This is a genomic window from Pseudomonas sp. DCB_AW (assembly GCF_026240895.1).
GTDB classification, from domain to species: Bacteria; Pseudomonadota; Gammaproteobacteria; order Pseudomonadales; family Pseudomonadaceae; genus Aquipseudomonas; species Aquipseudomonas kermanshahensis.
On sequence record NZ_JAPFCE010000009.1, the window covers coordinates 34,684 to 61,306 of the forward strand.

22 protein-coding genes are annotated in these 26,623 nt (G+C 63.0%); 10 read left to right on the top strand and 12 right to left on the bottom strand.

Annotated elements, in window-relative coordinates:
* Positions 1-46 precede the first annotated feature (46 nt).
* The 7 genes from OO306_RS08255 to OO306_RS08285 form a co-directional block, all read right to left on the bottom strand.
* On the bottom strand, positions 47-223 hold the full coding sequence (locus OO306_RS08255) for a hypothetical protein (RefSeq protein ID WP_172960334.1): 177 nt from the start codon (positions 221-223) through the stop codon (positions 47-49).
* Positions 220-1,332 (bottom strand): PepSY domain-containing protein, encoded by a 1,113-nt coding sequence (locus OO306_RS08260; protein WP_265968320.1) that lies wholly within the window; start codon positions 1,330-1,332, stop codon positions 220-222. The genes OO306_RS08255 and OO306_RS08260 overlap by 4 nt, the downstream gene beginning before the upstream one ends.
* A gap of 83 nt (positions 1,333-1,415) precedes the next feature.
* A complete protein-coding gene (locus OO306_RS08265; RefSeq protein ID WP_265968321.1) occupies positions 1,416-3,848 on the bottom strand; it encodes a TonB-dependent siderophore receptor in 2,433 nt (810 codons plus the stop codon).
* A gap of 251 nt (positions 3,849-4,099) precedes the next feature.
* Positions 4,100-5,056 carry a FecR domain-containing protein gene (locus tag OO306_RS08270; protein WP_258703539.1) on the bottom strand — a complete coding sequence of 319 codons (957 nt, stop codon included), beginning with the start codon at positions 5,054-5,056 and terminating at the stop codon, positions 4,100-4,102.
* Positions 5,053-5,571 carry an RNA polymerase sigma factor gene (locus OO306_RS08275; protein WP_099428143.1) on the bottom strand — a complete coding sequence of 173 codons (519 nt, stop codon included), beginning with the start codon at positions 5,569-5,571 and terminating at the stop codon, positions 5,053-5,055. The genes OO306_RS08270 and OO306_RS08275 overlap by 4 nt, the downstream gene beginning before the upstream one ends.
* Positions 5,572-5,969: 398 nt before the next feature.
* Positions 5,970-6,680: a PolC-type DNA polymerase III gene (locus OO306_RS08280; protein ID WP_265968322.1), complete on the bottom strand. Its 711-nt coding sequence runs from the start codon at positions 6,678-6,680 to the stop codon at positions 5,970-5,972.
* Positions 6,677-8,614 carry a DUF294 nucleotidyltransferase-like domain-containing protein gene (locus OO306_RS08285; RefSeq protein WP_265968323.1) on the bottom strand — a complete coding sequence of 646 codons (1,938 nt, stop codon included), beginning with the start codon at positions 8,612-8,614 and terminating at the stop codon, positions 6,677-6,679. The genes OO306_RS08280 and OO306_RS08285 overlap by 4 nt, the downstream gene beginning before the upstream one ends.
* Before the next feature lie 179 nt (positions 8,615-8,793).
* Here OO306_RS08285 and OO306_RS08290 point away from each other — a divergent pair, with 179 nt between their 5' ends.
* On the top strand, positions 8,794-9,243 hold the full coding sequence (locus OO306_RS08290) for a response regulator (protein WP_225876676.1): 450 nt from the start codon (positions 8,794-8,796) through the stop codon (positions 9,241-9,243).
* A 90-nt stretch (positions 9,244-9,333) separates the two neighbouring features.
* Here OO306_RS08290 and OO306_RS08295 read toward each other — a convergent pair whose 3' ends face one another.
* Positions 9,334-11,511, bottom strand: a complete 2,178-nt coding sequence (locus tag OO306_RS08295; RefSeq protein WP_027594341.1) for a malate synthase G — start codon at positions 11,509-11,511, stop codon at positions 9,334-9,336.
* A 453-nt stretch (positions 11,512-11,964) separates the two neighbouring features.
* Here OO306_RS08295 and OO306_RS08300 point away from each other — a divergent pair, with 453 nt between their 5' ends.
* Positions 11,965-12,483: a glycine cleavage system protein R gene (locus tag OO306_RS08300; RefSeq protein WP_027594342.1), complete on the top strand. Its 519-nt coding sequence runs from the start codon at positions 11,965-11,967 to the stop codon at positions 12,481-12,483.
* 333 nt (positions 12,484-12,816) lie between these two features.
* Here OO306_RS08300 and rarD read toward each other — a convergent pair whose 3' ends face one another.
* The gene (gene rarD / locus OO306_RS08305; RefSeq protein WP_085274054.1) at positions 12,817-13,704 is read right to left on the bottom strand and encodes an EamA family transporter RarD; all 888 of its coding nucleotides are present in this window, start codon (positions 13,702-13,704) and stop codon (positions 12,817-12,819) included.
* A 64-nt stretch (positions 13,705-13,768) separates the two neighbouring features.
* Positions 13,769-14,743 (bottom strand): serine/threonine protein kinase, encoded by a 975-nt coding sequence (locus OO306_RS08310; protein WP_265968325.1) that lies wholly within the window; start codon positions 14,741-14,743, stop codon positions 13,769-13,771.
* 483 nt (positions 14,744-15,226) lie between these two features.
* On the opposite strand from OO306_RS08310, the gene OO306_RS08315 reads away from it, so the two are divergent.
* The 3 genes from OO306_RS08315 to OO306_RS08325 are packed head-to-tail and all read left to right on the top strand — an operon-like array spanning position 15,227 to position 20,498.
* Positions 15,227-19,153 (top strand): DUF1588 domain-containing protein, encoded by a 3,927-nt coding sequence (locus OO306_RS08315; RefSeq protein ID WP_265968326.1) that lies wholly within the window; start codon positions 15,227-15,229, stop codon positions 19,151-19,153.
* 1 nt (position 19,154) lies between these two features.
* Entirely contained in the window at positions 19,155-19,856 is a 702-nt protein-coding gene (locus tag OO306_RS08320; protein WP_265968327.1) for a DUF1552 domain-containing protein, read from the top strand.
* Positions 19,857-19,892: 36 nt separating this feature from the next.
* Positions 19,893-20,498 (top strand): hypothetical protein, encoded by a 606-nt coding sequence (locus OO306_RS08325; protein ID WP_265968328.1) that lies wholly within the window; start codon positions 19,893-19,895, stop codon positions 20,496-20,498.
* Position 20,499: 1 nt separating this feature from the next.
* Here the strand turns inward: OO306_RS08325 and OO306_RS08330 are convergent, their stop codons facing one another.
* Entirely contained in the window at positions 20,500-21,264 is a 765-nt protein-coding gene (locus tag OO306_RS08330) for a TOBE domain-containing protein (protein ID WP_265968330.1), read from the bottom strand.
* A gap of 26 nt (positions 21,265-21,290) precedes the next feature.
* On the bottom strand, positions 21,291-22,028 hold the full coding sequence (locus tag OO306_RS08335) for a ComF family protein (RefSeq protein WP_265968381.1): 738 nt from the start codon (positions 22,026-22,028) through the stop codon (positions 21,291-21,293).
* Positions 22,029-22,117: 89 nt separating this feature from the next.
* On the opposite strand from OO306_RS08335, the gene bioB reads away from it, so the two are divergent.
* Genes bioB through bioD form a run of 5 tightly spaced genes read left to right on the top strand, consistent with a single transcriptional unit; the run spans position 22,118 to position 26,576 of the window.
* Positions 22,118-23,176 carry a biotin synthase BioB gene (bioB, locus tag OO306_RS08340; RefSeq protein ID WP_027594348.1) on the top strand — a complete coding sequence of 353 codons (1,059 nt, stop codon included), beginning with the start codon at positions 22,118-22,120 and terminating at the stop codon, positions 23,174-23,176.
* A gap of 1 nt (position 23,177) precedes the next feature.
* A complete protein-coding gene (gene bioF, locus OO306_RS08345; RefSeq protein ID WP_265968332.1) occupies positions 23,178-24,350 on the top strand; it encodes an 8-amino-7-oxononanoate synthase in 1,173 nt (390 codons plus the stop codon).
* Positions 24,343-25,074: an alpha/beta fold hydrolase gene (locus OO306_RS08350; protein ID WP_265968333.1), complete on the top strand. Its 732-nt coding sequence runs from the start codon at positions 24,343-24,345 to the stop codon at positions 25,072-25,074. Before bioF ends, OO306_RS08350 begins: the two co-directional genes overlap by 8 nt.
* A complete protein-coding gene (gene bioC, locus OO306_RS08355; RefSeq protein WP_265968335.1) occupies positions 25,067-25,885 on the top strand; it encodes a malonyl-ACP O-methyltransferase BioC in 819 nt (272 codons plus the stop codon). Before OO306_RS08350 ends, bioC begins: the two co-directional genes overlap by 8 nt.
* Before the next feature lie 10 nt (positions 25,886-25,895).
* Entirely contained in the window at positions 25,896-26,576 is a 681-nt protein-coding gene (bioD, locus tag OO306_RS08360) for a dethiobiotin synthase (RefSeq protein WP_027594352.1), read from the top strand.
* Positions 26,577-26,623 lie beyond the last annotated feature (47 nt).

Below are 26,623 nucleotides of genomic sequence, written 5' to 3' on the forward strand. Positions count from 1 at the left end.
ACCATGCTGCACCGCGTTGGCCGGGTGGCTGCGTTAACCCGTTACCTCAGCGCCGCCAGAAACCGCGCAGTGCCAAGTACGCCGGCAGGCCCAGGCCCACCCAGGACAAGCCATCCCACGCGCCGTCGCCCAGCAGCGCAGCGAACAGGCCTAGGGCACCGAGCAGGGCGATGAGTGCCGGCCAGGCGAAAATCTTCGTAGTAGATCGCGACGCGTGGCTCATGCCTTGGCCTCCCGTGGTTTGCGCTGCTTGCCCCACCACAGGTACAGGCCGCTGCCGAGCACGATGAGGGTCAGCACGTCGAGCACCGCCCAGAGGATCTGCATGGGGCGCCCGCCGTAGTCACCGAAGTGCAGCGGCTGCGACAGGCCCATGGCGTCCATGTACCAGGGCCGCTCGCCGACGGCGGTCACCTGCAGGGTCTGCGCATCGATCAGCACCGGGGTGAGCAGGTGCGAGGTCAGGTGCGTGGCGCCTTTCATGAACACGGCGTAGTGGTGCTCGCTGGAAAAGCGCGTGCCGGGGAAGGCGATGAAATCCGGGCGCATGCCGGGCGCCGCGTGCTCAGCGATGGCCAACAGGCGGCTGGCCGGAGCGCGTTCGGTGAGCGGCGGGGCATCACGGTAGGGGGCGACCATGGCGGCCAGGCTGTCGTTGCGCCAGGCGGCGATGACCAGGTCGGACAGTGCACTGATCACACCGGTGACGCCAACCGTCAGCGCCCAGGCCAGGGTCACCACGCCGATCAGGTTGTGCAGGTCGAGCCAACGCAAGCGGCGGGACTTGTCGTGGCGCACCGTGGCGAAATCCAGGCGGCGCATGAACGGCGCGTAGAGCACGGTGCCAGAGACGATCGCCACGACGAACAGCACGCCCATGAACGCCAGCAGCAACTTGCCAGGCAGGCCGGCGAACAGGTCCACGTGCAGGCGCAGCATGACCATCATGAACCCGCCGTTCGCAGCCGGCATGGCGACGGCTTCGCCGGTGCGGGCGTCGAGCATGAAGGTGTGCGACGCATTGGGTTCGGTGCCGGCGGTCGCGGCTGTGATTGCCACCACGCCGTTGCGTTCGTCCTCGTCATAGCCAAAGTACTGCATCACCTCGCCGGGGCGGTGTTGTTCGGCCTTGAGCACCAGCTGTTGCAGGTCGAGGTGCGGGGTGCCGGCGGGCATCTCGCGCAGTTCGGGAGCGTCACCGAGCAGGTGTTCCAGCTCGTGGTGGAAGATCAGCGGCAGGCCGGTGAGGGCTAGCAACAGCAGGAACAGGGTGCAGACCAGGCTGCTCCAGGTGTGGATGAAGGACCAGCGGCGGATGGTTGAGCTTTTCATTTCATTTTGTTTCTCGACGTCCAGAAAGACCAAAGCCGCCCCCTGAAGGACGGCTTGGTCGGCGCGCGTGGGGCGTCAGGTCATCACCACTTGTAGGTGGCGCTGGCGACGACGCTGCGCTCATCTCCGTAGTAGCAGTAGTAACTGTCACAGGTGGAGAGGTAGTCCTTGTTGAACACGTTGGTCGCGTTGACCGCCACCGACGCGCCTTTGAGGCTGTTGTTCAGGCGGCCGAGGTCGTAGTGCACCGAGGCATCGAACACGGTGTAGGCATTGGCCTTGCCCAGGTAGGTGTTGGCCTGGTCGCCATAGGTGTTGCCGGTGTAGCGCGCGCCACCGCCGATGCCAAAACCGTCAAGCACGCCGCTGTGCCAGGTGTAGTCGGCCCACAGCGAGGCTTGCTGGTTGGGCATCAGTTGCAGGCGGTTGCCTTTGTAGTCGCCTTTTTGCACTTCGGACTTGGCCAAGGTGTAGGCAGCAGTCAGCTTGAGGTTTTCGCTGACGTCGGATACCGCTTCCAGCTCCAGGCCGCGCACTTTCACTTCGCCAGTCTGGCTGGTGACGCTCACGTTGCCGATGGTGTTGGTGACCGAGACGTTTTTCTGGGTCAGGTCATACACGGCGGCCGACAGCAACGTGTTGGAACCTGGCGGTTGGTATTTGATACCCAGCTCCCATTGCTTGCCTTCGGTCGGTTTGAACGACTCCGTGGCAGACACGGCGGCATTGCTGACCGGCTGGAACGACTCCGCATACGACAGGTACGGCACAAAGCCCGAGTCGAACACATAGCTGATCGCCGCGTTGCCGCTGAACTGCTTGTCACGTTGGGTGTTGGTGGCATCGCCCTGGTTGAGGTACTTGGTGCCGGTATGCACCCAGTCTTCCCGGCCACCCAGGGTCAGGCGCCAGTTGTTCAGTGCCATCTGGTCCTGAACATACAGGCCCGTCTGACGGGTTTTCTGGTTGTAGTCATAGAACGCCGTGGAGCGATCCGGGCGGGTGATCGGCAGCCCGTAAACCGGGTTGTTGACGTTGCTGTTCGGTACGTTGAAGCCGTAGATCGACAGGTAGTTGGTGTTGACGCGCTGGTGGTCCAGGCCGATCAGCAGGGTGTGGGTAATGTCCCCGCTGGCGAAGTCAGCCTGGAAGTTGTTGTCCACGGCGAATTGGCTGATGTCTTCGTCGACGTTGGTGGACATGCGGCTGACGGTACCATCGTCTTGCACCGGGCCACCGGGCGCGTAATAGCTGCCGGGGGTAATGGTCTGGAACGCCAGGTCCGACTTGGTGTAGCGCAGGTTCTGGCGGAACTGCCAGACATCGTTGATGCGATGCTCGAAGGCATAGCCCAGCGCGTAGTAGGTGCGGTCGTAGAACTCGTAGTCCGGATCCCCCAGGTTTTTGTGGTGGGAGATCTTGCCGAACGGCATGTCGATCTTGGTGCCCTGGATCGGCCTAAACTGGCTGGTGGCGCCGGTATCGTCGCGGGTGAACTGGGTCAGCAAGGTCAGCGAGGTGTCGTCGTCGATGTTCCAGGTCAGGCTCGGGGCGATGTTGTAGCGCTTGTCGTCGATATGGTCGATCTGGGTGCCGCCATCGCGGATCACGCCACTGACGCTGTACAGAAACTGGCCCTGGTCATCGATTTTGCCGGTGCTGGCGAAGTTGATCTGGCGGTGGTTGTCGCTGCCATACTGCAGTTCGATTTCGTGGGCGCTTTCAGCTTGTGGGCGACGGCTGACCATGTCCAGCAGGCCGCCCGGTGGGGTTTGCCCGTAGATCGAGGACGCCGGGCCGCGCAGCAGTGCGAGGCGGTCGAGGTTCCAGGTTTCGGCTTTTGGGTTGGCGTACACGCCACGGGGCAGCGGCAGGCCATCGAGGAATTGGGTCGGCTCGAAGCCACGCACGCGCATCCAGTCATAGCGTGTGTCGCTGCCGAAGCTGGCAGACACGATGCCGGGCATGTAGCGCACGGCATCATCCAGGCTGTGCACGCCGCGGTCGGCCATTTGCTGGCGCGTGGCAACAGAGATGGAGCGGGGGACTTCGACCAGCGCGGTATCGGTCTTGGTGCCGGCGGCGGTGCGCTGGGCGAGGTAGCCCTCTACCGGGCCCCAGGCGCTTTCGCTGACGCTGTCGGCGTTCACGGTGGTTTCCGGCAGTGCCAGGGTGCCGTCCGGGACGGCTACCAGGCTGTAGCTGCCAACGCTGCTCTGCTGCAGCTGCAAGCCAGTGCCGCGCAGGGCGGCCTGCAAGGCGCCGATGCCGTCGTACTGGCCGTTGACCGGGGCCGAGGTGCGGCCGCTGACCAGGGCCGGGTCGATGGCCAGGGCGATGCCCGATTGGCTGGCGATCTGGTTGAGGGTGCTGGCCAAGGGCGCGCTAGGCAGGTCGTAGGCGCGCTGGGCGGATTGCTCGGCGGCGAACAGGGCAGGGCTGGCCAACGGCGCGGCCAGGCCAATGGCCAGGGCCATCAGGCTGGGGCGCAGGATACGATCGACAGTACGGGACATGCAGCGGCTCCTAGACGGATAAGTGCTAACTGCTTCCTTGCCGAGCGAGATTTCAAAAGTGACAGGGGCTGTCGAAAAAAAAGTGAAAAACTTCAAGAACCGGCAATGCCCGTTCAAACACCATCCACTGTAGGAGCAGCCTTGTGCTGCGAAGAGGCCGGTGAAAGCAGCGAAGATCCACTGTGTTGTCGCTGGCCTCTTCGCAGCACAAGGCTGCTCCTACAGTGAATTCGCGCCAGAACAACAGATCACTATTTGGCCTTGACGGTCACCCACCACGGCGTATGCCGCTCGATCTGCACCGGCAGTGCCGGCACCAGCGAGGCCAGGGCCAGGTCGGTGTCGGTCAGCGGGAAGCTGCCGGTGACACGCAGGTCGGCGACTTCGTCAGCCACCCCGAGATGGCCGCTGCGGTAATGCCCAAGCGCGGCCAGCAAGTCAGCCAGGCGCACGTTGTCCACCACCAGCATGCCGCGGGTCCAGGCATCGGCGCCGACGGCGACTGTGCCGACCTGGCCAAGCCCGTTGGCATCCATGAGTACCTGCTGGCCTTCGCGCAACACCTGCTCGTCGCCACTGTTCAGCGGCATGGCCGCGACCGAGGCCTGCAGCACTTCCAGGCGTGTGCCCTGTGCCTCACGGCGCACCAGGAAGCGTGTGCCAAGCGGGCGCAGGCGACCGTCGTCGGTGCGTACCAGCAACGGGCGTGGGTCTTGGTGGCCCGTCTCGACCGAGATCTCGCCCTGGTGCAGCACGATCACCCGTTGCTCGCCTTGGTAGTCGATATCCACCGCGGTATGGGTGTTCAGGCTCAGCAGGGTGCCGTCTTCCAGGCGCAGGGTGCGCAGCTCGCCGGTGGCTGTGCGTTGGTCGGCGAGCCAGTAGTTCGGTGACAGCGAGGGGGCGCCGACCCAGGCCAGCAGCGAACCCAGCAGCAACATCCCGGCCAGGCCGCTGCCAACCTTGCCGATGCGCCGCCGCAGCCCGGCCCGCGACTGCAGCAGTGCCTGGCGCGCAGGCCCGGCAGCGGCGCTCACGCGCTGGTCGAGGCTGCCCAACTGGCGCCAGGCGCGGGCATGCTCTTCGCTGGCGGCGTGCCAGCGCATGAACGCGTTGCGCTCATCAGGCGTGCCACTGCCTTCATCCAGGCTCAGCTTCCAGGCGATGGCCGCTTCCAGGACGCGGGACGATACCGGTGAGCCGTTCACGTCGGCTCCCCGTACAGGGCCACATAGCACTGGCGCAGGCCTTGGGCGATGTACTGGCGTACCCGCGAGACCGAAACGCCAAGGCGCTCGGCGATTTCGGCATGGCCCATGCCGTCCAGGCGGTTGTACAGGAAGGCCGCCCGCGCTTTGCTCGACAGCTTGCCCAGCAGGCGGTCGATGGCTTTGAGGTCTTCGAGAATCAGGTGTTGGGTTTCCGGGGAGGGGTGTTCGGCTTCGGGCAGCAGGGCGAGCTCGGCCAGGTAGGCCTGCTCCAGCGCGGTGCGGCGGAAATGGTCGAACATCAGCCCCTTGGCCACGGCGGCCAGAAAGGCGCGCGGCTCGCGGGGCGTTTCCAGCCGATCACGGCCGAGCAGGCGCACGAAGGTGTCCTGGCTCAGGTCTTCGGCACGCTGACGGCAGGCCATGCTGCGTTGCAGCCAGGCGAGCAGCCAGCTGCGATGGTCGCGGTAAAGCGCACCGACCAGCTCGGCGTGTGGGCTGTGTGCAGAAGACAAGCAGCGTCCCCCCGGAACGAATGCATTAACTAACGATAATTATTCGCGATTGTTGCAGAGGCAGGGGGCGGGGCGCAATGGACGCTTATCGGATTGCCACTATGGTGGGGGCGCCGCCGGGTGTAATGATTGGGTGATTTGGCGCCTGTGAGATCGAGCGCCGCCCGCGCGGCGCTTCGCAGCACAAGGCTGCTCCTACATCTGTTTCGGGCCAGTGAGGCCTGTGATATTTGCGCGCGACCGCCTAGTTGGTCCGACTCGATATTGAGGTGGGCGGTAAGGGGCCGCGCGCGAATGCCCCAGGAATAATTGGCCCGAAACAGATGTAGGAGCAGCCTTGTGCTGCGAAGCGCCGCGCGGGCGGCGCTCGATCTCACAGGCGCAACAACCCTCAAGCCCTACAAACCGTGACCATGCACCTTACGCCGACGCCACCCCCGCAACCGCTGCTCCAGCTGCAACGGGCTGTCCAACTGCTGGCGGCGGGCCTGGCTGAACAGGATCAAGGCCAGCTCAGCAGTCACCTGGGCATCGGCACTGGCATGGTGGCGCTCTTCCACCTGCAGGCCAAAACGCGCAACCCAGTCATCCAGCCCGGCTTCGCGCAGCACCGTGTCGGGGTTGAGCATCGGCGCCAGTTCGGCAACATCGAGAAACGGCAACTGGAGGCGATAGCCCAGGCTTTCTTTCAGCGCGCGCGCGAGCATGCGCTGGTCGAAGGGCGCATGGAACGCCAATACCGGGCTATCGCCAATGAAGTCGAGCAGGTCGAGCAAGGCCTCGACCGGGTCGCAGCCGGCCGCCAGGGCACTGGGCCCCAGCCCGTGGATCAACACGCTGGCGTTGGTCTTCTGGGTCGGGCGGTACAGGGTGCGTTCAAACTGCTGGGCAAAGTCGATAGCGCCGTCTTCAATGGCCACGGCGCCAATCGACAACACCTGGTCACGGTTGGGGTTGAGGCCGCTGGTTTCCAGGTCCAGCACCACCCAGCGCTGTTCACGCAATGTGCACACCCCCAGCGCCGCGGGCTTGGGCAACTGCGCCAGGCGCTGGCGCGAGGCGCCGTCCAGGTCGGGCAGGCTGGGGCGTAGCCAGGCGAACAGGCTCATAGCTGGTACCGCAAGGCCAGGCTGCTTTGCAGGCGCTGCGCCTGGCGCAGCGACTCCCGCAGGATGCGCCGGTCCAGGTGGTTGAGGCTGTCTGGGTCGACGCGGTTGGAGTAGGGCAGGTTATCGCGGGTCTGGCGCTGGTGCTGCTGCATGCGGGTTTGCTGGATGAAGTGGTAAGCCTCTTCATACGCTGCGCCGTCGAGTCGCTCGATGACGCCTTTCGTCACCAGTTGGCGCAGGCGCTCGAGGGTGTTGCAGGCATCGATGCCATTGGCCAGGGCCAGCAACCGCGCGCCATCGACGAAGGGCGTCAGGCCCTGCACCTTGAGGTCGAGGGTGGCCGCTTTGTCATTGCCTTGGCGGGTCAGCACGAATTCACGCAGGCGGCCCACGGGTGGGCGCTGGCGCAGGGCGTTGTCGGCCATCATGCGCTGGAAGAGGCGGTTGTCGGCCACCTGCGCCAGCAGGCTTTGGCGCAGTTGCTCACAGCCTTGCTCGTCACCCCAGACCACGCGCAGGTCGAAATAGATGCTCGAAGCCAGCAGGTTTTCCGGGCTGGCCTCGCGGACAAAGCCGGCAAAGCGCTGTGACCATTCGCTCCGTGACAGGCACAGCTCGGGGTTGCCGGCCATGACATTGCCTTTGCACAGGGTAAAACCGCACTGGGCCAGGCATTGGTTGATGTACTGCGCCAGTGGCAGCAGGCGGGCTCGGACCGCGTCGGCTTCGGCGCTGTCGCGGGCGTCGAACAGGATGCCGTTGTCCTGGTCGGTGTGCAGGGTCTGCTCGCGCCGCCCTTCGCTGCCGAAACATAGCCAGCTGAAGGGCACGCCTGGGTCGCCGCGCTCGGCCAGGGCCAGTTCGATGACCCGGCAGACGGTGTGGTCGTTCAGCAGCGTGATGATCTGGGTGATCTGCGTCGACGAGGCGCCGTGGGCGAGCATGCGCTCGACCAGTTGGCTGATTTCACCGCGCAGGGAAACCAGGGTTTCCAGGCGCGGTGCATGACGAATGGTACGCGCCAGGTGCACCAGATCGACTCGTTGCAGGGAGAACAGGTCACGTTCGGAGACCACCCCGCACAGGCGTTGGTTGTCCACCAGGCAAACATGGGCGATGTGCCGCTCGGTCATGGCCATGGCGGCGTCGAAGGCGCTGGCCTGCGGGCTGAGGTAGAACGGTTTGGCGGTCATGTGCCGCTCGATCGGCGCACCCAGGTCGGCATCGGCGGCCGCCACCACCTGGCGCAGGTCGCGCAGGGTGAAGATGCCGATCGGGTAGCGTGCGGGGTCGACCACGACAATGCTGCCGACCTGCTGCTCGTGCATCAACCGCACGGCGTCGCGCAGCGGCATGTCGGGGCTGCAGACCACCGGGTGACGCATGGCCAGTTCGCCCAGGGGAGTATTCAACGAGTACTGGGTGCCGAGGGTTTCCACGGCGCGTTGGCGCACTTGCTGGTTGACCTGGTCGAGCAGGCTGCTGACCCCGCGCAGGGCGAAGTCGCGAAAGGCTGCCGACAAGGAGAACACGCGGATGAACGCGGCCTTGTTCAGTTGCAGGCAGAAGGTGTCCTCACCGGCCAGGTGCTCGGTGCGGGTGGCACGCTCGCCCAGCAGCGCGGCCAGGGGGAAGCACTCGCCGCTGGTGATCTCGAAGGTGGTTTCCACCCCGGGTTTGACCAGGTGCTGGCGCTCGCCGACGACGCGCCCCTGCTTGACGATGTAGAAGTGCTCGACCGGGCCATCGGCGGGTTTGACGATGCTTTCGCCGCTGGCATAGAAGCGCAGCTGGCACTGCTCGACCAGGTACGCCAGGTGGCCGTGCTCCATCTGGTTGAACGGGGGGAAGCGCTGCAGAAACTGCAACGTGCCTTGTATGTTCTGTAGCACAGCCGTCCTGCCCGCCTGGCTGTAGGCGTCCTTTTTACTCATGAAGCTGACCGTATCGCTACGCCGAACTATATATATCTATATATAGGTGCCGGCCTTGTTGTTCTCGGTCCCCATGGTCGGCTGGCTGCGCTGTGGTGCCCATTGGACGTAAGTCTATGAGCGGCGTGTGATCAATATCGCAAGATGCGGTCTTACCGTGAGCACGACTTTTTGACGAGATGACCATGGTTGAGCATGACGACCTCCTGAGTGACGCCGAACGCGAGGCACTGGCCGTGGTGAGTGCGCCTGTTGCGCCCCGACCGGTGGTGCTGGTGGTGGATGATAATCCGGTGAATAGCGAGGCCTTGTGCCTGTACCTGAAAAGCAGAGGCATCGACTGCATGACGGCTGACGGTGCCCAGGAGGCCATGTTCAAGCTGTATTACGAGCCAAGGATCGCCTTGATGATCACCGACCTGCGCATGGAACCCAAGGATGGCCTGGAGCTGATCCGGCAGGTCCGCGAGACGGAGCGGGCGGCGTTGTCGATCATCGTGGTGTCGGGCGACACCGATGTGAAAGAGGCGGTGGATGTGATGCACCTGGGGGTGGTGGACTTTCTGTTGAAGCCGGTGGATCTGGGGAAACTGCTGGGGCTGGTGAAGAAAGAGTTGAAAATTGAGTGATGCCGAGAGGGGCTGCTTTGCAGCCCAATCGCGACGCAAGGCCGCTCCTACAAGGGAATGCGTCCCCCTGTAGGAGCGGCCCCTTGCGATTTACAGCCCGTTACGCGCCTTGAACTCGCGACGACGGCGGTGCAGTACCGGCTCGGTATAACCATTCGGCTGCTTGCCACCTTCGATCACCAGCTCTACAGCGGCCTGGAACGCGACGTTATCGTCGAAGTTCGGCGCCATCGGGCGGTACAGGGCGTCGCTGGCGTTCTGCTGGTCAACCACCACCGCCATGCGCTTGAGGCTTTCCAGCACCTGCGCCTCGCTGACCACGCCATGGCGCAGCCAGTTGGCCAGCAACTGGGCCGAGATGCGCAGGGTGGCGCGGTCTTCCATCAGGCCGACGTTGTTGATGTCCGGCACTTTCGAGCAACCCACGCCCTGATCGATCCAGCGCACCACGTAACCGAGGATGCCTTGGGCGTTGTTGTCCAGCTCGTTGCGGATCTCTTCGTCCGACCAGTTGGTGTCGGCAGCCAGCGGGATAGCCAGGATGTCGTCGACCGACGCCGGGGTGCGCGTAGCTAGCTCGCGCTGACGTGCCTGCACATCGACCTTGTGGTAGTGCAGGGCATGCAGGGTCGCGGCAGTCGGCGAAGGTACCCAGGCGGTGTTGGCGCCGGCCAGCGGGTGAGCGATCTTCTGCTCGAGCATGGCGGCCATCAGGTCGGGCATGGCCCACATGCCTTTGCCGATCTGCGCACGGCCTTGCAGGCCGGTGGCCAGGCCGACGTCGACGTTGTTGTTCTCGTAAGCGCCGATCCACTTCTCGTTCTTCATGGCGCCTTTGCGCACGACAGCGCCGGCCTCCATGGAGGTGTGGATTTCGTCACCGGTGCGGTCGAGGAAGCCGGTGTTGATGAACGCTACGCGCTCGGCGGCTGCCTTGATGCAGGACTTGAGGTTGACCGTGGTGCGGCGCTCCTCGTCCATGATGCCGACCTTGACGGTGTTGCGCGGCATGCCCAGCAGGTCTTCGACCTGGCTGAAGATTTCGGCGGCAAAGGCCACTTCTTCAGGGCCGTGCATCTTCGGCTTGACGATGTACACGCTGCCGGTGCGGGTGTTCTTGCGGCTGGTGTTGCCGTTGAGGTTGTGCAGGGCGATCAGGTTGGTGAACAGCCCGTCCTGAATACCTTCCGGGATTTCGTTGCCCTGGGCATCGAGGACCGCCGGGTTGGTCATCAGGTGACCCACGTTGCGTACGAACAACAGCGAACGACCGTGCAGGGTGACGCTGCCACCGTTAGGCGCGGCGTACTCGCGGTCTGGGTTCATGGTACGGGTGAAGGTCTTGCCACCCTTGTTCACGCTTTCAGCCAGGTCGCCTTTCATCAGGCCCAGCCAGTTGCGGTAGACGATGACCTTGTCATCGGCGTCTACAGCCGCAACCGAGTCTTCGCAGTCCATGATGGTGGTCAGTGCCGATTCCATCAGGATGTCTTTGACGCCGGCGGCATCGGTGCTGCCGACCGGGGTGCTGGCATCGACCTGGATTTCGAAGTGCAGGCCGTTGTGCTTGAGCAGCACGGCGGTCGGTGCGGCGGCGTCACCGACGAAGCCGATCAGTTGTGCGTCGTCACGCAGGCCGCTGTTGCTGCCACCCTTGAGGGCGACCACCAGCTTGCCGCCCTGGATGCTGTAGGCGGTGGAGTCGACATGCGAGCCCGCAGCCAGTGGCGCGGCTTCGTCGAGGAAGGCGCGGGCGAAGGCGATGACCTTGTCGCCACGCGCTTTGTTGTAACCCTGGCCTTTCTCGGCGCCGCCTTCATCGCTGATGGCATCGGTGCCATACAGGGCGTCGTAGAGCGAGCCCCAGCGGGCGTTGGCGGCGTTCAGGGCGAAACGGGCGTTCATCACCGGCACGACCAGCTGCGGGCCGGCCATGCGGGCGATTTCTTCGTCCACGTTTTGTGTGGTGGCCTGGAAATCGTCGGCTTGTGGCAGCAGATAGCCGATTTCCTGGAGGAAGCTTTTGTAGGCTACGGCGTCATGGGCCTGGCCTTTGCGTGCCTGGTGCCAGGCGTCGATCTTGGCTTGCAGCTCGTCGCGCTTGGCGAGCAGGGCTTTGTTCTTTGGAGCGAGGTCATTGATGATCTTCTCTGCACCTGCCCAGAACTGCTCGGCGACGATGCCGGTCCCTGGGATGGCTTCGTTGTTCACGAAGTCGTACAGGACCTTGGCGACCTGAAGGCCACCGACTTGAACGTATCCAGTCATTGCTTGCCTCACTCTGCTCAGCTATTTCGCTCTTCTGTATTAAGCCTGTAGCGCTTCTCTAAACACGGCACCAGTGCGTGCCCTGGGTGAATGAACCCTAGGGCGGCTGGGTGCGGCCTGCCAGACGGGCTGGCGGGCAGTGTGCGTATTTTCACAGGCGCCTTGGCAGACATCCAAACGACGTTTTGTAGTCCGCGCCACGGGATACTACATGAAGCAGTAGGCGGGGCAAAATCAGACTAAAAGCGTCGTTGTGCGACCCGTTGGTCGCGTATGGTCACGCTGGGAGTGGGTATGTTCGCAAAAAACAGGTGGATTGTTCCAGATAAATCTTGAAACAGTACACGATTCGTTATGTCGATTGCCCTGCGGCAGGTTGCCGCGCCTTGCCTATACTCAATCGATCCCCCGGTTTATCGCCGCCCAGCGCGGTTCGACGCAGAGGAAGGGCTTGTGGATCATCTTGTACTCACTGTGATTGCCCCTGACAAGGCCGGGCAGGTCGAACGCATTGCCCAATGCATCGCCGACCACAGCGGCAACTGGCTGGAAAGCCGCATGTCACGCATGGCCGGGCAGTTTGCCGGCATCTTGCGGGTGGCGGTGCCGGCAGAAAATTACACAGAGCTGGTGGCGTCGTTGCAGGGCTTGGCGCGGTATGACATTCGCGTGTTGATTGCCGAGAGCGGCATCGAGCCCTCGTGCACCTGGAAGCCGATCGCCATGGAGCTGGTGGGCAATGACCGGCCGGGGATCGTGCGTGATATCACCCGGCTGCTGGCCGAGCTTGGGGTGAACCTGGAGCGCTTTACCACCGAAGTGCGGCCTGCACCGATGAGCAGCGAGCCGCTGTTTCATGCCAATGCGTTGTTGGCGCTGCCGTTGACGTTGTCGCTGGATGAGCTGCGGCAGCGGTTGGAGAGTTTGGCGGATGATTTGATGGTGGAGTTGGAGTTGCGGGCGGAGGATTGATTTGGGATTGCCGGGTCCGCTTTGCGGCCCATTCGCAGCACAAGGCTGCTCCTACAGAGGTTGCGTGGTACCTGTAGGAGCAGCCTTGTGCTGCGAATGGGCCGCGAAGCGGACCCCAGGGTTATCCCCCATTTCACAGGTACGGCCCTGTGGATAACCTGGGGGCGTACCTCTCCAGCCCAGGTAACATGCGCCTTGCAAGGTTTTGATCAAAAAACACCCAAATATCAGCAGCTTGTGCACAAAGCACGGGGACGAGGGTGTGGATAACCTCTGGAGATGTCTCTGCAAGCCACGGCTGGCGTACCTTGCAGAGTTTTGATCATTTATTGATCAGGCGCGTTTGCGCAAATTCAACCAGGCATCGACGCTATAGATCGCCAAACCCGCCCAGATGAACATGAACGCCACCAGCGTGCTCGACGACAAATGCTCGTCAAACAGCAACACTGCCTGCAGCAATACCAGCGTCGGCGCCAGGTACTGCAGGAAGCCCAAGGTGGTATACGGCAGGTGGCGTGCGGCGGCGTTGAAGCACACCAGCGGCACCAGGGTCACTGGCCCTGCCGCCATCAACCACAACGCTTCGCTGCTGGTGTAGAACGCGCCCTGCGCGCTCAGGGCAGCGGGGTGCAGCAACATCCAGCCTAGGGCCAGCGGCACCAACATCCAGGTTTCCACCACCAGGCCTGGCAGCGCTGCCACCGGCGCCTGTTTGCGGATCAACCCATAGAAGCCGAAGCTCAGCGCCAGCACCAGCGACACCCAGGGCAGGCTGCCCACTTGCCACACCTGCTGGGCCACCCCCACGGCCGCCATGGCCACCGCCAGCCATTGCAGGCGGCGCAGGCGCTCGCCGAGGATGAGCATGCCCAGCAACACGTTGATCAGCGGGTTGATGTAATAGCCCAGGCTGGCTTCGAGCATGCGGCCGTTGTTCACCGACCACACATACGTCAGCCAGTTGCCCGCGATCAGCGCGCCGCTCAGGGCGAGGATGGCCAGCCTGCGCGGGTTGTCGCGCAGTTCACGCCACCAGCCTGGGTGCTTCCATACCAGGAGCAGCAGCGAACCGAACAACGCTGACCAGAGCACCCGGTGGACGATGATCTCCACGGCGGGGACGCTCTGGATTGCCTTGAAGTAAAGGGGGAACAGGCCCCAGATGATGTAGGCGCTGAGGCCCAGGATGTACCCGCGTTGCGGGTTTGCGGCGTGCATGCAGAATCCTTGCTTAGGTAGCTAAATAAAGCGACGCCTATTGTAGACAGAGGTCAGCACACATCTAGAACAATTTCAGCGGTTGTTCATCGAGGGCCGCCATCTGCTCGCGCAGTGCGAGAATCTGGTCGCCCCAGTAGCGCGGCTGGCCAAACCAGGGGAAGCTGCGCGGGAAGGCCGGGTCGTCCCAGCGGCGGGCCAGCCAGGCGCTGTGGTGCAATTGGCGCAAGGCTCGCAAGGGCTCGATCAGGGGCAACTCGCGAGGGTCGAAGTCGTGGAACTCGTTGTAGCCGTCGATCAGCTCTGCCAGTTGGCCGAGGCGTTCCTCGCGGCTGCCGGCGAGCATCATCCACAGGTCTTGCACCGCTGGGCCCATGCGGCAGTCGTCGAGGTCGACAACGTGATAGACCTCGTCGCGATGCATCAGGTTGCCTGGGTGCAGGTCGCCGTGCAGGCGCATCACTTTGTGCGGGGTGCGCGCGTAGATGTCCTCGACCCGCTTCAGCAGGTCGCGGGCGACGGACTCGAAAGCAGGTAGCAATTCCCGCGGTACGAAGTTGCCCTCAAGCAGGGTTTGCAGTGACGCGTGGCCGAAGTTATCCACAGCTAATGCTTCGCGGTGTTCAAACGGGCGTGTCGCGGCTACGGCGTGCAGGCGGCCGAGCAACTGGCCGAGGCGATACAGCTGGTCGAGGTTGCCGGGCTCCGGGGCATGGCCGCCGCGGCGGGGGAACAGGGTGAAGCGAAAACCCTGGTGCTCGAACACCGTGCGGCCGTCATGTTGCAAAGGCGCGACCACCGGCACTTCACAATCGGCAAGCTCAGCGGTGAAGCGGTGCTCTTCGAGGATGGCCTCATCGCTCCAGCGGCCTGGGCGGTAGAACTTGGCGATCAGCGGCTGCGAGTCTTCGATGCCCACCTGATAGACGCGGTTCTCGTAGCTGTTCAGGGCCAGGATCCGGGCGTCGCTGAGAAAGCCAATGCTTTCAACGGCGTCCAGGACCAGGTCGGGGGTGAGGGTGTCGAAGGGGTGGGACATGAAAGCTCCGCAGGGGGAATGGGGCATAGCGCCCGCATTGTAATGACGCTCTGAGCGTCCAGCCTCCCTCAATCGGTTCGCAGGCGCAAGCAATCAAGCGCCGCCCACTTACCGAGTACCTAGCATTTCTGCCAGTACCCACATAAAGGGTGCTGGTTTACCGTCCTGCTCATCGCTCTCGCATATTGGCAGTCGCGCACGAACGGTTCAGAGATCCCGGATTCGGTTGGTCATATTGGCCACTGAGCACCGGGGCGGTTGTCACCTGCGCATGTGCGCGGGGTGGCTTCGACAAGGAGACGATTCATGCGCCGTCTTGCTGCGTTCAGTCTTGCTGCACTGCTGATAAGCCTGTTGGGATACTTGATCCTTGTACCTTCGGGGGAGCGCTCGAAAACACGACAGGCAACGCCTGAACAGTGCCAGGCGCCTGCCTATAAAAAGCCCGCTGCTGGAGAAACCCCCTACAGCCAGGACAGTTTGGTGACCAATGTTGGCAGGGCCTTCCAATGCAAAAACGACAGAGAAGGCACTGTCGGTGCCTGGCAGTGGTGTAATCAGCCACCTTACTCCCCGGGTGAAGCATTCAACGGTAGCGAGCTCTGGCGCGATGCGTGGAACGACCTCGGTGCTTGTAATGCTCAGCCCCAGACCAACACACTGGAGCTGTCATTCAGCACAGTGACGGGCAAGGTACCGTTCACGGCATCGACGCAAGGGGTCGGGCCGGCAGGGCGGCGCAACCTTGAGGTCAGTGGCGTGCTGCGCTGCAAAGAAGAGACGATTCCGTTCTCCGGGCGTTCTGATGAAGTGCTGACTTTGCCTGACCTTCCTGCCTGCAAGTACGACCTGATCATGAACGAAGCGCAGGGTTACCTGCCGCTGACCACGCCTACCCAGGTCGAATTCAAACCTGACACGCCAGAGAAGATCAGCTTCGAGGTCAAGTTTCGCCAGCCACTGGACCTGAGCAGGCTAGTGACGCTGCCAGGTGTGAAGGTGGAGCTGTTTGCCAGCGGCCTGTATCAACCGCGGCAGATGGCGATGGGCAACCGGGTGCTTTACGTCGGCTCCAGTGCCATCCCCGTCTACACCTATGAAGCGCGCACGGCAGGGTTCATCTATGCCATCCCGCTGGACGAGGCCGGTAAGCCAACAGGGGTGTATCTGCTGGCCTCAGGGCTGGAAGAGCCGCATGGCGTGGTGTACCGCGATGGCGACCTGTATTTCTCGACCTCCGGCAAGTTGTATCGGGTGCGCAATGTCGATGAGCACTACCGTGATGCTAAGCCTGAAGTGGTGATGAACTTCCCCGCCGACGAAGCCGATTTCCCGCTGGGGCGGCCTGGTCAGCGCATCTGGCACCAGAAGCACCCTTTGCACTTCAACCCGATTGATCCATCGGACAAGGGCCTCTATACGGCCGTCGGTATCCCCTGCAATACCTGCATCATTCCGCCAGATGGGCGTTACGGCACAGTCCTTCGCTATGACATGGAAAACGGCACCTCCCGGGTGCTGGCCAAGGGCGTGCGCAACGCTGTCGGCTTCACCTGGCACCCAGACGGCAAGATCTGGTTCACCGATAACAACCGGCAAGGCTACCTGAACTCCGACGAGGTCAACCTGATCAGCCAGGAAGGGCAGCATTTCGGCGTACCGTATTTCTACGGCCGCGATGTGCCTGGGTTTACCCAGGAGGAATACCAGGAGCCAGGCTCCATCGTGCCGCCATTGGCCGATGGTGCGATCGTTTCGGACAAGCCATTGCACCTGCTCAAGCCTGAAGATTATCAGGCGCCTGCCTATGAACTGGGCAGTAACACCGCGCCGCTCGGCATCGAGTTCTGGAATGGGTTCTACAACGATGCCGCCGATCTTCAGCGCCTGCTGGTGGCCGTGCATGGCACGGGGATCAAGGCCAGCCCAGGCATGGAACTGCGTATGCTCACGGTCAAGGACGGACGTGAGGTTATCAACCAGATCCCGCTGGTAACGGGCTGGGGAGGCTCGACAGAGCACTTCAATGTGTATTGCCTGGACGACTCGTGCCTGGGTCGCCCAGCCGACATGTTGCCATTGAGCGACAACTCGCTGCTGGTGTCTGACGACTTGGCCGGGGTGATCTATCGCATCACCTTCGACATGGGACAAGTGGTGGGCAAGAGCCTGCTCAAACTGCAACCCACTGCGGCGCCGAGCCCCGAGGTACGGCCACTGATGATCAGTGGCACGCTCACGGGCAGCGATGGGCGCAGCCGGCGTTTCGATGTCGCCTGGGGTGAGTCGCCACTGAGCATCAAGGGCCTGGCTGCCGGCACGTATACGGTCACGCTGGACAACGTCGGTGAGCTGATACCCAACCAGCGGCAGCAACAGGTGACGCTGAGCGACTCGCCGGACGCGCAGGTAATGCAACTCGCCTACATCGAACGGCCACCGTTCCAACCCGTCAAGGCCACCGTGGTTGCACCGGCCAAGCCTGCATTCAGTGGCGAGGCACCGGCACAGTGGGAAGTCACCCTGATCAGCGACGGCGAGGCGCAGGTCATCAAGGTGCCATGGGGCAGTTCCCAGGACGTGCTGCTGCCAGTCGGCGAGCACAAATTCAACTTCCCGTACTACCAGGGCGAACTGCCAGAGCCGACCCAACAGGTCGTGAACATCGATGAAGAAAGCCGGGATGCAGTAAAGGTTGAGATGCGCTACCAGCACGTCGCCGAACTCGGCAAACAGGTCGTGGCGACCGCGTGTGCGAAGTGCCATACCGTGCAGTACTTCCAGGATGCCAACAAGGCCATCAACTGGAGCCTGGCGGGCAAGGAAGCCCTTGTTCAGCAGATTCTTGGCATGAGCGTGAGTGGGCATTGCGATGCGTCTTGCTCGGGGCAGATTGCCGACTACTTCTATGACGAACTGTGGGCCGGCTATCTGGACCCGGGGCAAGCATTCGGCAAGCGGCAACTGCGCTTGCTGACCCGTGACGAGTATGTGAACAGCGTGCACGACCTGTTTGCCGTGCAAGTGCAGGCCGATACGTTGCCGGCCGACAAGTTTGATAAAGAATTCAAGTACGTCGGGGAGGCAGATCTGGGGATGATCAACGCCGAAGACTTGAAGACGCTGTATGACGTGGCGTGGAATGTGGCAGGCAAGGTCGACCCGCAATGGCTGGCTCAACAGAGCGTCGAAAGCCTCGGCCATCGCGTCTTCCGACGGCCACTGAGCCCGGCTGAGTTGAGCCGGTATGAGGCTGTGAAGGCTGACCATGATGATGCCTCGCTGGTCGCAGCATTGCTGTTGTCACCTCACTTCCTGTACCGCTCCGAATTGGGCGTAACAGATGGCCGGACATCCGGTACCTATCAGTTGACCGCCAACGAACGAGCGACAGCGCTTTCGTACGCAATGCTGGGTACTACGCCGAGTGAAGAACTCATGCGCATGGCCGAACAAGGTCAGCTCGAGACGCCCGAGCAGATGGGTGCGCTGGCTCAGCAGATGCTGATGAGTGAGCAGGGCATCGCACAGTTCAACCGCTTCATCAGCTACTACATCAAGACCAGCCGCGACATCCAGGAAAAGCCTGGGCTGGAGCCTGAGGTCATCCAGAGCATGCGGCAGGAGCAGGCACGTCTGGTGGGTGAGGTGCTCAAGAGCGGCGGGGCATTCAATGCACTGTTCAACCCTGGGTATACCTACCTCAATCAAAGGTTGGCAGAACAGTACGGCATTGCCGGGGTGACCGGAGGCGATATGCGTAAGGTCACGGTCGATGAGCGACGGGGTGGGCTGTTGCACCTGGGTGCTACCCAGGCGGCCACCTCTGACTACCAGGCAACATCACTGGTCAAGCGCGGCATCATGATCCGCGAGCAGTTGCTGTGCCGAGAGTTCGGTGCGCCGGTCGATGCCGACCCGCAAGAGCCGCAGTATCCGCCAAGGGCGATCACAACCCGCGAACGTTGGGACCTGGTCAACGGTGAGCAAGCCTCGGAGGGCCGTTGCTGGCAGTGCCACAAGTACATGAACGACACCGGTTCCAGCATGGAAAACTACGATGCTTCCGGGCGCTACCGCGAAACCGAGCCGGCTTACAACCATGCGCAATTCCCGGAGCAGTTGAAGATTGACGCCTCAGGGCCGTTCATCAGCAACACGGGCCTGGAGAACTGGGCAAGCGTCCACAACGTGCGTGATATCGCCCGTCTGCTGCCAACCAACGTCACGGCGCAGACCTGCATGGCCGACAGCTATTTCCGCTTCATGTTCGGCAACAAGGTTTCTGCAGGGTCGGTCGGCACGTTGAAGTCTGCCGCCGAATCGCTCAAGACCAACGGTTCGTTGATCCAGATGATTCGTGAGCTGGCTACCTCACCTGTGTTCCTCAAGCGCCAAGAGGAGAATTGACATGGACATCCTGAAAAGCCGTCGGCGTTTCCTCATGCAACTGGCGGCGGCGGGAGCTTATGCGCCGCTCAGTGGCTGTGGGCTTGCGCAGTACCTGTTGCATGGGACCAAGGAACAACCTCATCTGAAGGTAGTGTTTTTCATCATTCCGGACGGCCTCGCGGTCGATTCGTACGCAGGCGTTTATAGCGATGGGCTGTGGTTTCCGCGTTCCAGAAGTGATGACACCGCAGACTTCGAACTCAACGCAGTCAGCCAGGAGTTGGCAGACTATCGAGACCAGTCACTGTACTTGCAGGGGATCATCGTAGCCTCTGGTCAAGGCGGTCATGCAGGCTGGAACTACGTATTGCGTGATAGAGAGGGGAAAAGTAGTTCCATAGACAAGATTCTGGGAGATGCGATGCCTGGCACTCAGCCAATCCATCGCAGCCTGTTTGCTGGCCCGCATGCGGGCATCGACGACAATCCTTGGTATGTGTCTTGGGAGGGGGACAAGATCAGGGCGCCTCAGCAGAACCCCGTGCGTCTTTACGAGTCGGTATTTGGCGCAACTTCCCGCGAGGTGCGCGATCGTCAAACTCGCAATGCCCATGTTTTCGACCCGATCCGCGCCGATATCGCAGAACTCAGAGGGAGCGTGGCAGGCGCCCAGCGAGAAAAGCTGGTGACTCATCTGGATGCGTTAGAGCAGGTCGCCTAGGATCTGGAAGGGGCGATACCCTCAGTTTGTGAACCCTTGTCGCTGGAAGATCACCCGATCAGTTCGGCGCAGTTCCGCAATGAAGTTCAGGCCGGCCATCACAAGGTGGTGGCCGCTGCCTTGGGGTGCGGTGTGACCCGTGTTGCGACGGTGCAGGTTGGGCGTTCTGCCGAGTCGCTGAACATTCTTGATGTCAGCGCCAGCACCAACCCCCATGACTGCGCTCACCGTTATGCTGGCGAGGAAGTTTGGAGAGGCTCCAGGCAGTGGTACACGCGGCAGGCGAGATTGTTCATGGATGAACTGGCCCGTTACAGCGACCCTGATGTACCTGGGGACCGCTTGCTCGATCATACCTTGGTGGTTTTCACCAGTGAGATGGCCGACGGCGCGCCAGAGCATATGATGAACATGCCCATGGTACTCATGGGTGGCGCCAGTGGCCTTCTGCGCAATGGCAGCGGAAATGGCCGCTATTTCAGTATCAAGAGCCAGTGGGATCGGGAATTGTACTCGGATGCAAAACTCAGGTTTGTCGACATGCAACGCATCTGGTCAACGATCGCGCTGGCCGCCGGGACCTCGGTTCCTTATGCCGGCAACGTGTCGCCGGTGACTGGCATCTTCACCAACGTAACCTGACCTAGACCGGCACCCCCAGCAGGACGAAGGACGGGTGAAACTGCACCCTGGCCTCGTCACCCGCCTTCAGGCCCTGCTGGGCCAGCCACGCTGTTTCGGCGAGTGCACACAGCGTCTGGCCATTGCCCAGTGCCATGCGCAATTCACTGCTGCCCCCTTCCTCAGCCAGAACTTCCTCGATACAAGCCGTCAGGCAGTTACTGCCTGGCTCCGGCTGATCATCAGCCCCCAGCAGTTGAACCCATCCGGCCTTGAGCAACGCCACTACCATGCGGCCCAAGCTCAGCTCCAAACGCTCGGTACTGCCACGAGTGATCAAGGCTTCTATCTCCAGCCCGCCGCCCAGTGCCAGGCTGACGCGGTCATGGCGCCCCTCCCTGCGCAATGCGCTGACCTGGCCTTGCAGCTGGTTGCGGGCACTGGTGCGCAACATCAAACGCCCGAGCAGGTCGAGGTCGCTGGAGTCTTCGGCAGCTTCCAGGATCTGTGCCTGCAGCGCCTGCAGGCGTTGATAAAGGCGCAGCACCCGCTCGCCTTCGGCCGACAGGCGTGCGCCACCGCCGCCACGCCCGCCGGTGCTGCGCTCGACCAGCGGCTGGCTGGCCAGGTTGTTGAGCTCATCGATGGCGTCCCAGGCGGCTTTGTAGCTGATGCCGGCAGCCTTGGCGGCGCGGGTGATCGAGCCTTGCTCGGCGATGTGCTGGAGCAAGGCAATGCGTTGCGGGCGGCGGGCGATGTGCTGGGTGAGGAGAGCGGGCAGGGACATGATGGCGCCTATCTGAGACTGACCCGTCAAGCTTGCCCCGGTTTTGCCGTGCGTGCCAGGCAATACACATCGACCCGTCGCGCACCTGCTTCTCGCAGCAGCGTGGCAATGGCCTGTGCGGTGGCCCCGGTGGTCAGCACGTCATCGACCACGGCCACATGCAGGCCCTTGAATGCGCCCGCTTCAATCAGGGCAAAGGCCCGCTGCAGATTGCGCCGACGCGCCTTGGCATCCAGGCTTTGCTGCGCGGGTGTGTCGCGTGTGCGCTGCAGCAAACGCTCATTGAAGTTGATTGCCAGGCTCATCGACAGCCAGCGCGCCAACATGCCGGCCTGGTTGAAACCGCGCTCGCGCTGTCGACGCCTGGCCAGTGGTACGGGTAACAGCAGGTCAGGCCTGGCCAAGCCTTCCGCGTAGCGATGCTGCAGGCCGTGGCTCAACATTTCGGCCATTAAACGCCCCAGCGGCCATTGACGGTTGTGCTTGAAACGGCTGATCAGCGTATCCGCGGGGAAGCCGTAATGCCAAAGCGCGACGACCTGATCGAAGGCCGGTGCGCGGCGGCTGCACTGGGCGCAGGTGAGCTCGGCCATGGGTAGCGGCAGCGCACAGCGCAGGCAGTATTCACTTAACCACGGCAGCTCCTGCTCGCATGCGACGCATAAAGGGTAGGGCTGTTCGGCAGTTTCATCGCACAGTAAACAGCTATGGTTAATATTTGCACACTTGTAAATCAGTACTTTTATCCAAGGTTGACAGTTCATAGGCCTTCCATGACTATGCGAGCTATCCGTGATGCGCTGGCGGGCTTTCCTGTCCCGGCGCCAGTTACAGCCTAAACAAGGAAACGCCGATGAGCGCCAGCACAACTGCAACAACACGTCACGACTGGACCTTGGCCGAGGTCAAGGCGCTGTTTCAGCAACCGTTCAATGACCTGCTGTTCCAGGCGCAGACCGTGCACCGCGCGCACTTCGACCCGAACCGTGTTCAGGTTTCGACCCTGCTGTCGATCAAGACCGGCGCCTGCCCAGAAGATTGCAAATATTGTCCGCAGTCCGGCCACTACAACACCGGGCTGGAAAAACAAAAGCTGATGGAAGTGCAGAAGGTGCTGGAAGAAGCCGCCCGCGCCAAAGCCATCGGCTCGACCCGCTTTTGCATGGGCGCGGCGTGGAAGCACCCGTCGGCCAAGGACATGCCCTACGTGCTGGAGATGGTCAAAGGGGTGAAGGCCATGGGGCTGGAAACCTGCATGACCCTCGGCAAGCTCGACCAGGACCAGACCCAGGCCCTGGCCCAGGCCGGCCTCGACTACTACAACCACAACCTCGACACCTCGCCGGAGTTCTACGGCAGCATCATCACCACCCGCACCTACAGCGAGCGCCTGCAGACCCTGGCCTATGTGCGCGATGCCGGGATGAAGATCTGCTCTGGCGGCATCCTCGGCATGGGCGAGTCGCTGGACGACCGCGCCGGCCTGCTGATCCAGTTGGCCAACCTGCCGGAGCACCCAGAGTCGGTGCCGATCAACATGCTGGTCAAGGTCGCTGGCACGCCGCTGGCCGAGGAAGAAGATGTCGACCCGTTCGATTTCATCCGCATGCTGGCGGTGGCCCGCCTGCTGATGCCCAAGTCCCATGTGCGCCTGTCGGCTGGCCGCGAGCAGATGAACGAACAGATGCAGGCCCTGGCCTTCATGGCTGGCGCCAACTCGATCTTCTATGGCGAAAAACTGCTGACCACCGCCAACCCGCAGGCTGATAAAGACATGCAGCTGTTCGCCCGCCTCGGCATCAAGCCTGAGGCCCGCGAAGAGCATGCCGATGAAGTGCACCAGGCGGCCATCGAGCAGGCGCTGGTCGAACAGCGCAGCAGCGAGATGTTCTACAACGCAGCATCGGCCTGAGATGGCCTTTGACCTGGCGGCGCGCCTGGCCGAACGGCGCGCCGCAGACCTGTATCGGCAACGGCCCCTGCTGGAGAGCCCGCAAGGGCCTGAGGTGGTGGTCGATGGCCAGCCGCTGTTGGCGTTTTGCAGCAATGATTACCTGGGCCTTGCCAACCACCCCGAGGTGATTGCTGCGTGGCAGGCGGGCGCCGAGCGGTGGGGTGTCGGTGGCGGGGCGTCGCACCTGGTGGTTGGCCACAGCACGCCGCACCACCAGGTCGAGGAGGCCCTGGCAGAACTCACTGGGCGCCCGCGCGCGCTGTTGTTCTCCACCGGCTACATGGCCAACCTGGGTGCAATCACCGCGCTGGTGGGGCAGGGCGACACGGTGTTGCAGGACCGCCTTAACCACGCGTCCTTGCTCGACGGCGGGCTGCTGAGCGGCGCCCGTTTCAACCGCTATCTGCACAACGACCCGGCCAGCCTGGCAAGCCGCTTGGACAAGGCCGTCGGCAATACCCTGGTGGTGACCGACGGGGTGTTCAGCATGGATGGCGACCTTGCCGATTTGCCGGCGTTGGCCAAGGTTGCCCGCGCCCGCGGCGCCTGGCTGATGGTCGATGATGCCCATGGCCTGGGCACGTTGGGTGCGCAAGGTGGCGGTATCGTCGAGCACTTCGGCCTGGGCCTCGATGATGTGCCTGTGCTGATCGGCACGCTGGGCAAGGCCTGCGGTACGGCGGGTGCCTTTGTCGCCGGCAGCGAAGCGTTGATCGAAGCGCTGGTGCAGTTTGCCCGGCCCTATATCTACACCACTAGCCAACCCCCGGCGCTGGCCTGCGCGACACTCAAGAGCCTGGAGCTGCTGCGCCGCGAAACCTGGCGCCGTGAGCACCTGGCTGCGTTGATTCGCCAGTTCCGCCTAGGTGCCGAACAGATCGGCCTGCAGCTGATGGACAGCCCGACGCCGATCCAGCCGATCCTGATTGGCGACAGCGCACAAGCGCTGCGCCTGTCGCAGATGTTGCGCGAACGTGGCTTGCTGGTGACGGCAATTCGCCCGCCCACCGTGCCTGCCGGCAGTGCACGCTTGCGGGTTACCTTGAGCGCCGCGCACAGCGAGGCGCAGGTGCAGCTATTGTTGAATGCATTGGCCGAGTGTTATCCACAGCTGGAGGCCGCCGATGCGTAACCGACTGATCCTTCTCCCCGGATGGGGCCTGGGTACTGCTGCGCTGGAGCCGTTGGCGGCCAGCCTGCGCGCCCAGGATGCCCGACTGCAGGTCGAACTGATGCCCCTGCCGGAGCTGGCCGACGCCGACGTACAGGCGTGGGTCGACCACCTTGACCGCAAGTTGCCCAGTAATACCTGGCTGGGCGGTTGGTCGCTGGGCGGCATGCTCGCCAGCGAACTTGCGCGCAAGCGCGGCGACCACTGTTGCGGACTGCTGACTTTGGCCAGCAATCCAAGCTTCGTGGCCCGTGCCGATTGGCCCCACGGCATGGCCGATGACACCTTCGGGACCTTCCTTGATGGGTGCCGCAGCCATACCTCCGTAACCCTCAAGCGTTTCCGCAGCTTGTGCAGCGACGGCGCCCAACAGCCTCGTACCCTGCTGCGCCAGCTGGGCGTCGGTGTGCCGGATACCGACCCGCTGTACCTCGCCACCGGGCTGGAAGTACTGGCCCAGCTGGATACCCGCGAGGCACTGCAGGCCTATGGCGGTCCGCAACTGCACTTGTTTGCCGGCAGCGACGCACTGGTGCCGGCGGAAGCTGCCAAGGCCCTGAGCGAACTGTTGCCAGACGTGGAAGTGGGCCTGGTGGAAGAGAGTTCCCACGCGTTCTTGCTGGAGTATCCACAGGAGCTGGCGGCGGGTATCAAGAGTTTTCTGCATGAGAGTGGCGATGACTGACCTTTCCCGTCCGACCCTGCCCGGCGCGCTGCCGGACAAGCGCCAGGTGGCGGCCTCGTTTTCCCGCGCGGCGGCCAGCTACGACAGCGTCGCGGCGTTGCAGCGCGACGTCGGCCTGAACCTGCTGGGCCAGTTGCCAGAGGGCTTGGCACCGTCGCGCTGGCTGGACCTGGGCAGCGGCACCGGCCACTTCAGCCGGGTGCTGGCCGAGCGCTTCGCGCAGGCCAGTGGCGTGGCGGTGGATATCGCCGAAGGCATGCTGCGCCATGCCCGCAACGAACAGCGCGGCGCGCAGTACCACGTGGCCGGCGATGCCGAGCGGTTGCCGCTGCGCGATGCCAGCGTCGATTTGGTGTTCTCCAGCCTGGCGGTGCAGTGGTGCGGGCAGTTCGCCAGTGTGCTGGGCGAGGCGCGCCGGGTGTTACGCCCAGGCGGGGTGCTGGCATTCAGCAGCCTGTGCGTCGGCACGCTCGATGAGCTGCGTGCCAGCTGGCAGGCTGTGGATGGCCTGGTGCATGTCAACCGCTTCCGCCGCTTTGACGATTATCAGCGCCTGTGCGCGGGCAGTGGCTTCGAGCAGGTAGCGCTGCAGCAGCGCTCGCACGTGCTGCACTACCCCGATGTACGCAGCCTGACCCACGAGCTGAAGGCGCTTGGCGCGCACAATATCAACCCGGGCCGGCCTTCGGGCCTCACCGGCCGTGCTCGCATGCAGGGCTTGTTGCAGGCGTACGAGGCATTTCGCCAGCCTCAGGGGCTGCCCGCCACTTACCAAGTGGTCTATGGTGTGTTGCGCAAGCCACAGGCGTAAGGGGAGTCAGATGAGCCAGGCCTATTTCATTGCCGGTACCGATACCGATGTCGGCAAGACCACGATTGCTGCCGGCCTGCTGCATGCAGCGCGGTTGCAGGGCATGAGCACATTGGGCGCCAAGCCGGTGGCGTCGGGTTGCACGGTAACCGCAAAGGGGCTGCGCAACAGCGACGCACAGGCGCTGATCGATGAAAGCACGATCAAATTGCCGTACGAACAGGTCAACCCATTCGCCTTCGAGCCTGCGATCGCACCCCATGTCGCCGCGCGCGAGGCGGGCGTCACGCTGGGTGTACCCGAGCTGCTGGCGGCGATGCGCAACGTGCTGCAGCAAAACGCCGACTTCACCTTGATCGAAGGCGCCGGTGGCTGGCGTGTGCCGCTGTCGGGCCAGGCCAACCTGTCTGACCTGGCCATTGCCCTGCAACTGCCAGTGATCCTGGTGGTTGGGGTGCGCCTGGGCTGTATCAGCCATGCCTTGCTCAGCGCCGAAGCGATTGCCCGCGATGGGCTGCAACTGGCGGGCTGGGTGGCGAATATCATCGAACCGCGCACATCGCGCCTGGAAGAAAACCTGGCCAGCCTCGCCGAGCGCTTGCCGGCGCCTTGCCTGGGGCGGGTACCGAAGTTGAAGCTGGCGAGTGCCGATATGGTGGCTGAGCATTTGCAGCTGGATTTGCTGGATTAACGGCCGCTGCCTATCGACTGGCACTGGGCCATTGACGATTTAAACGG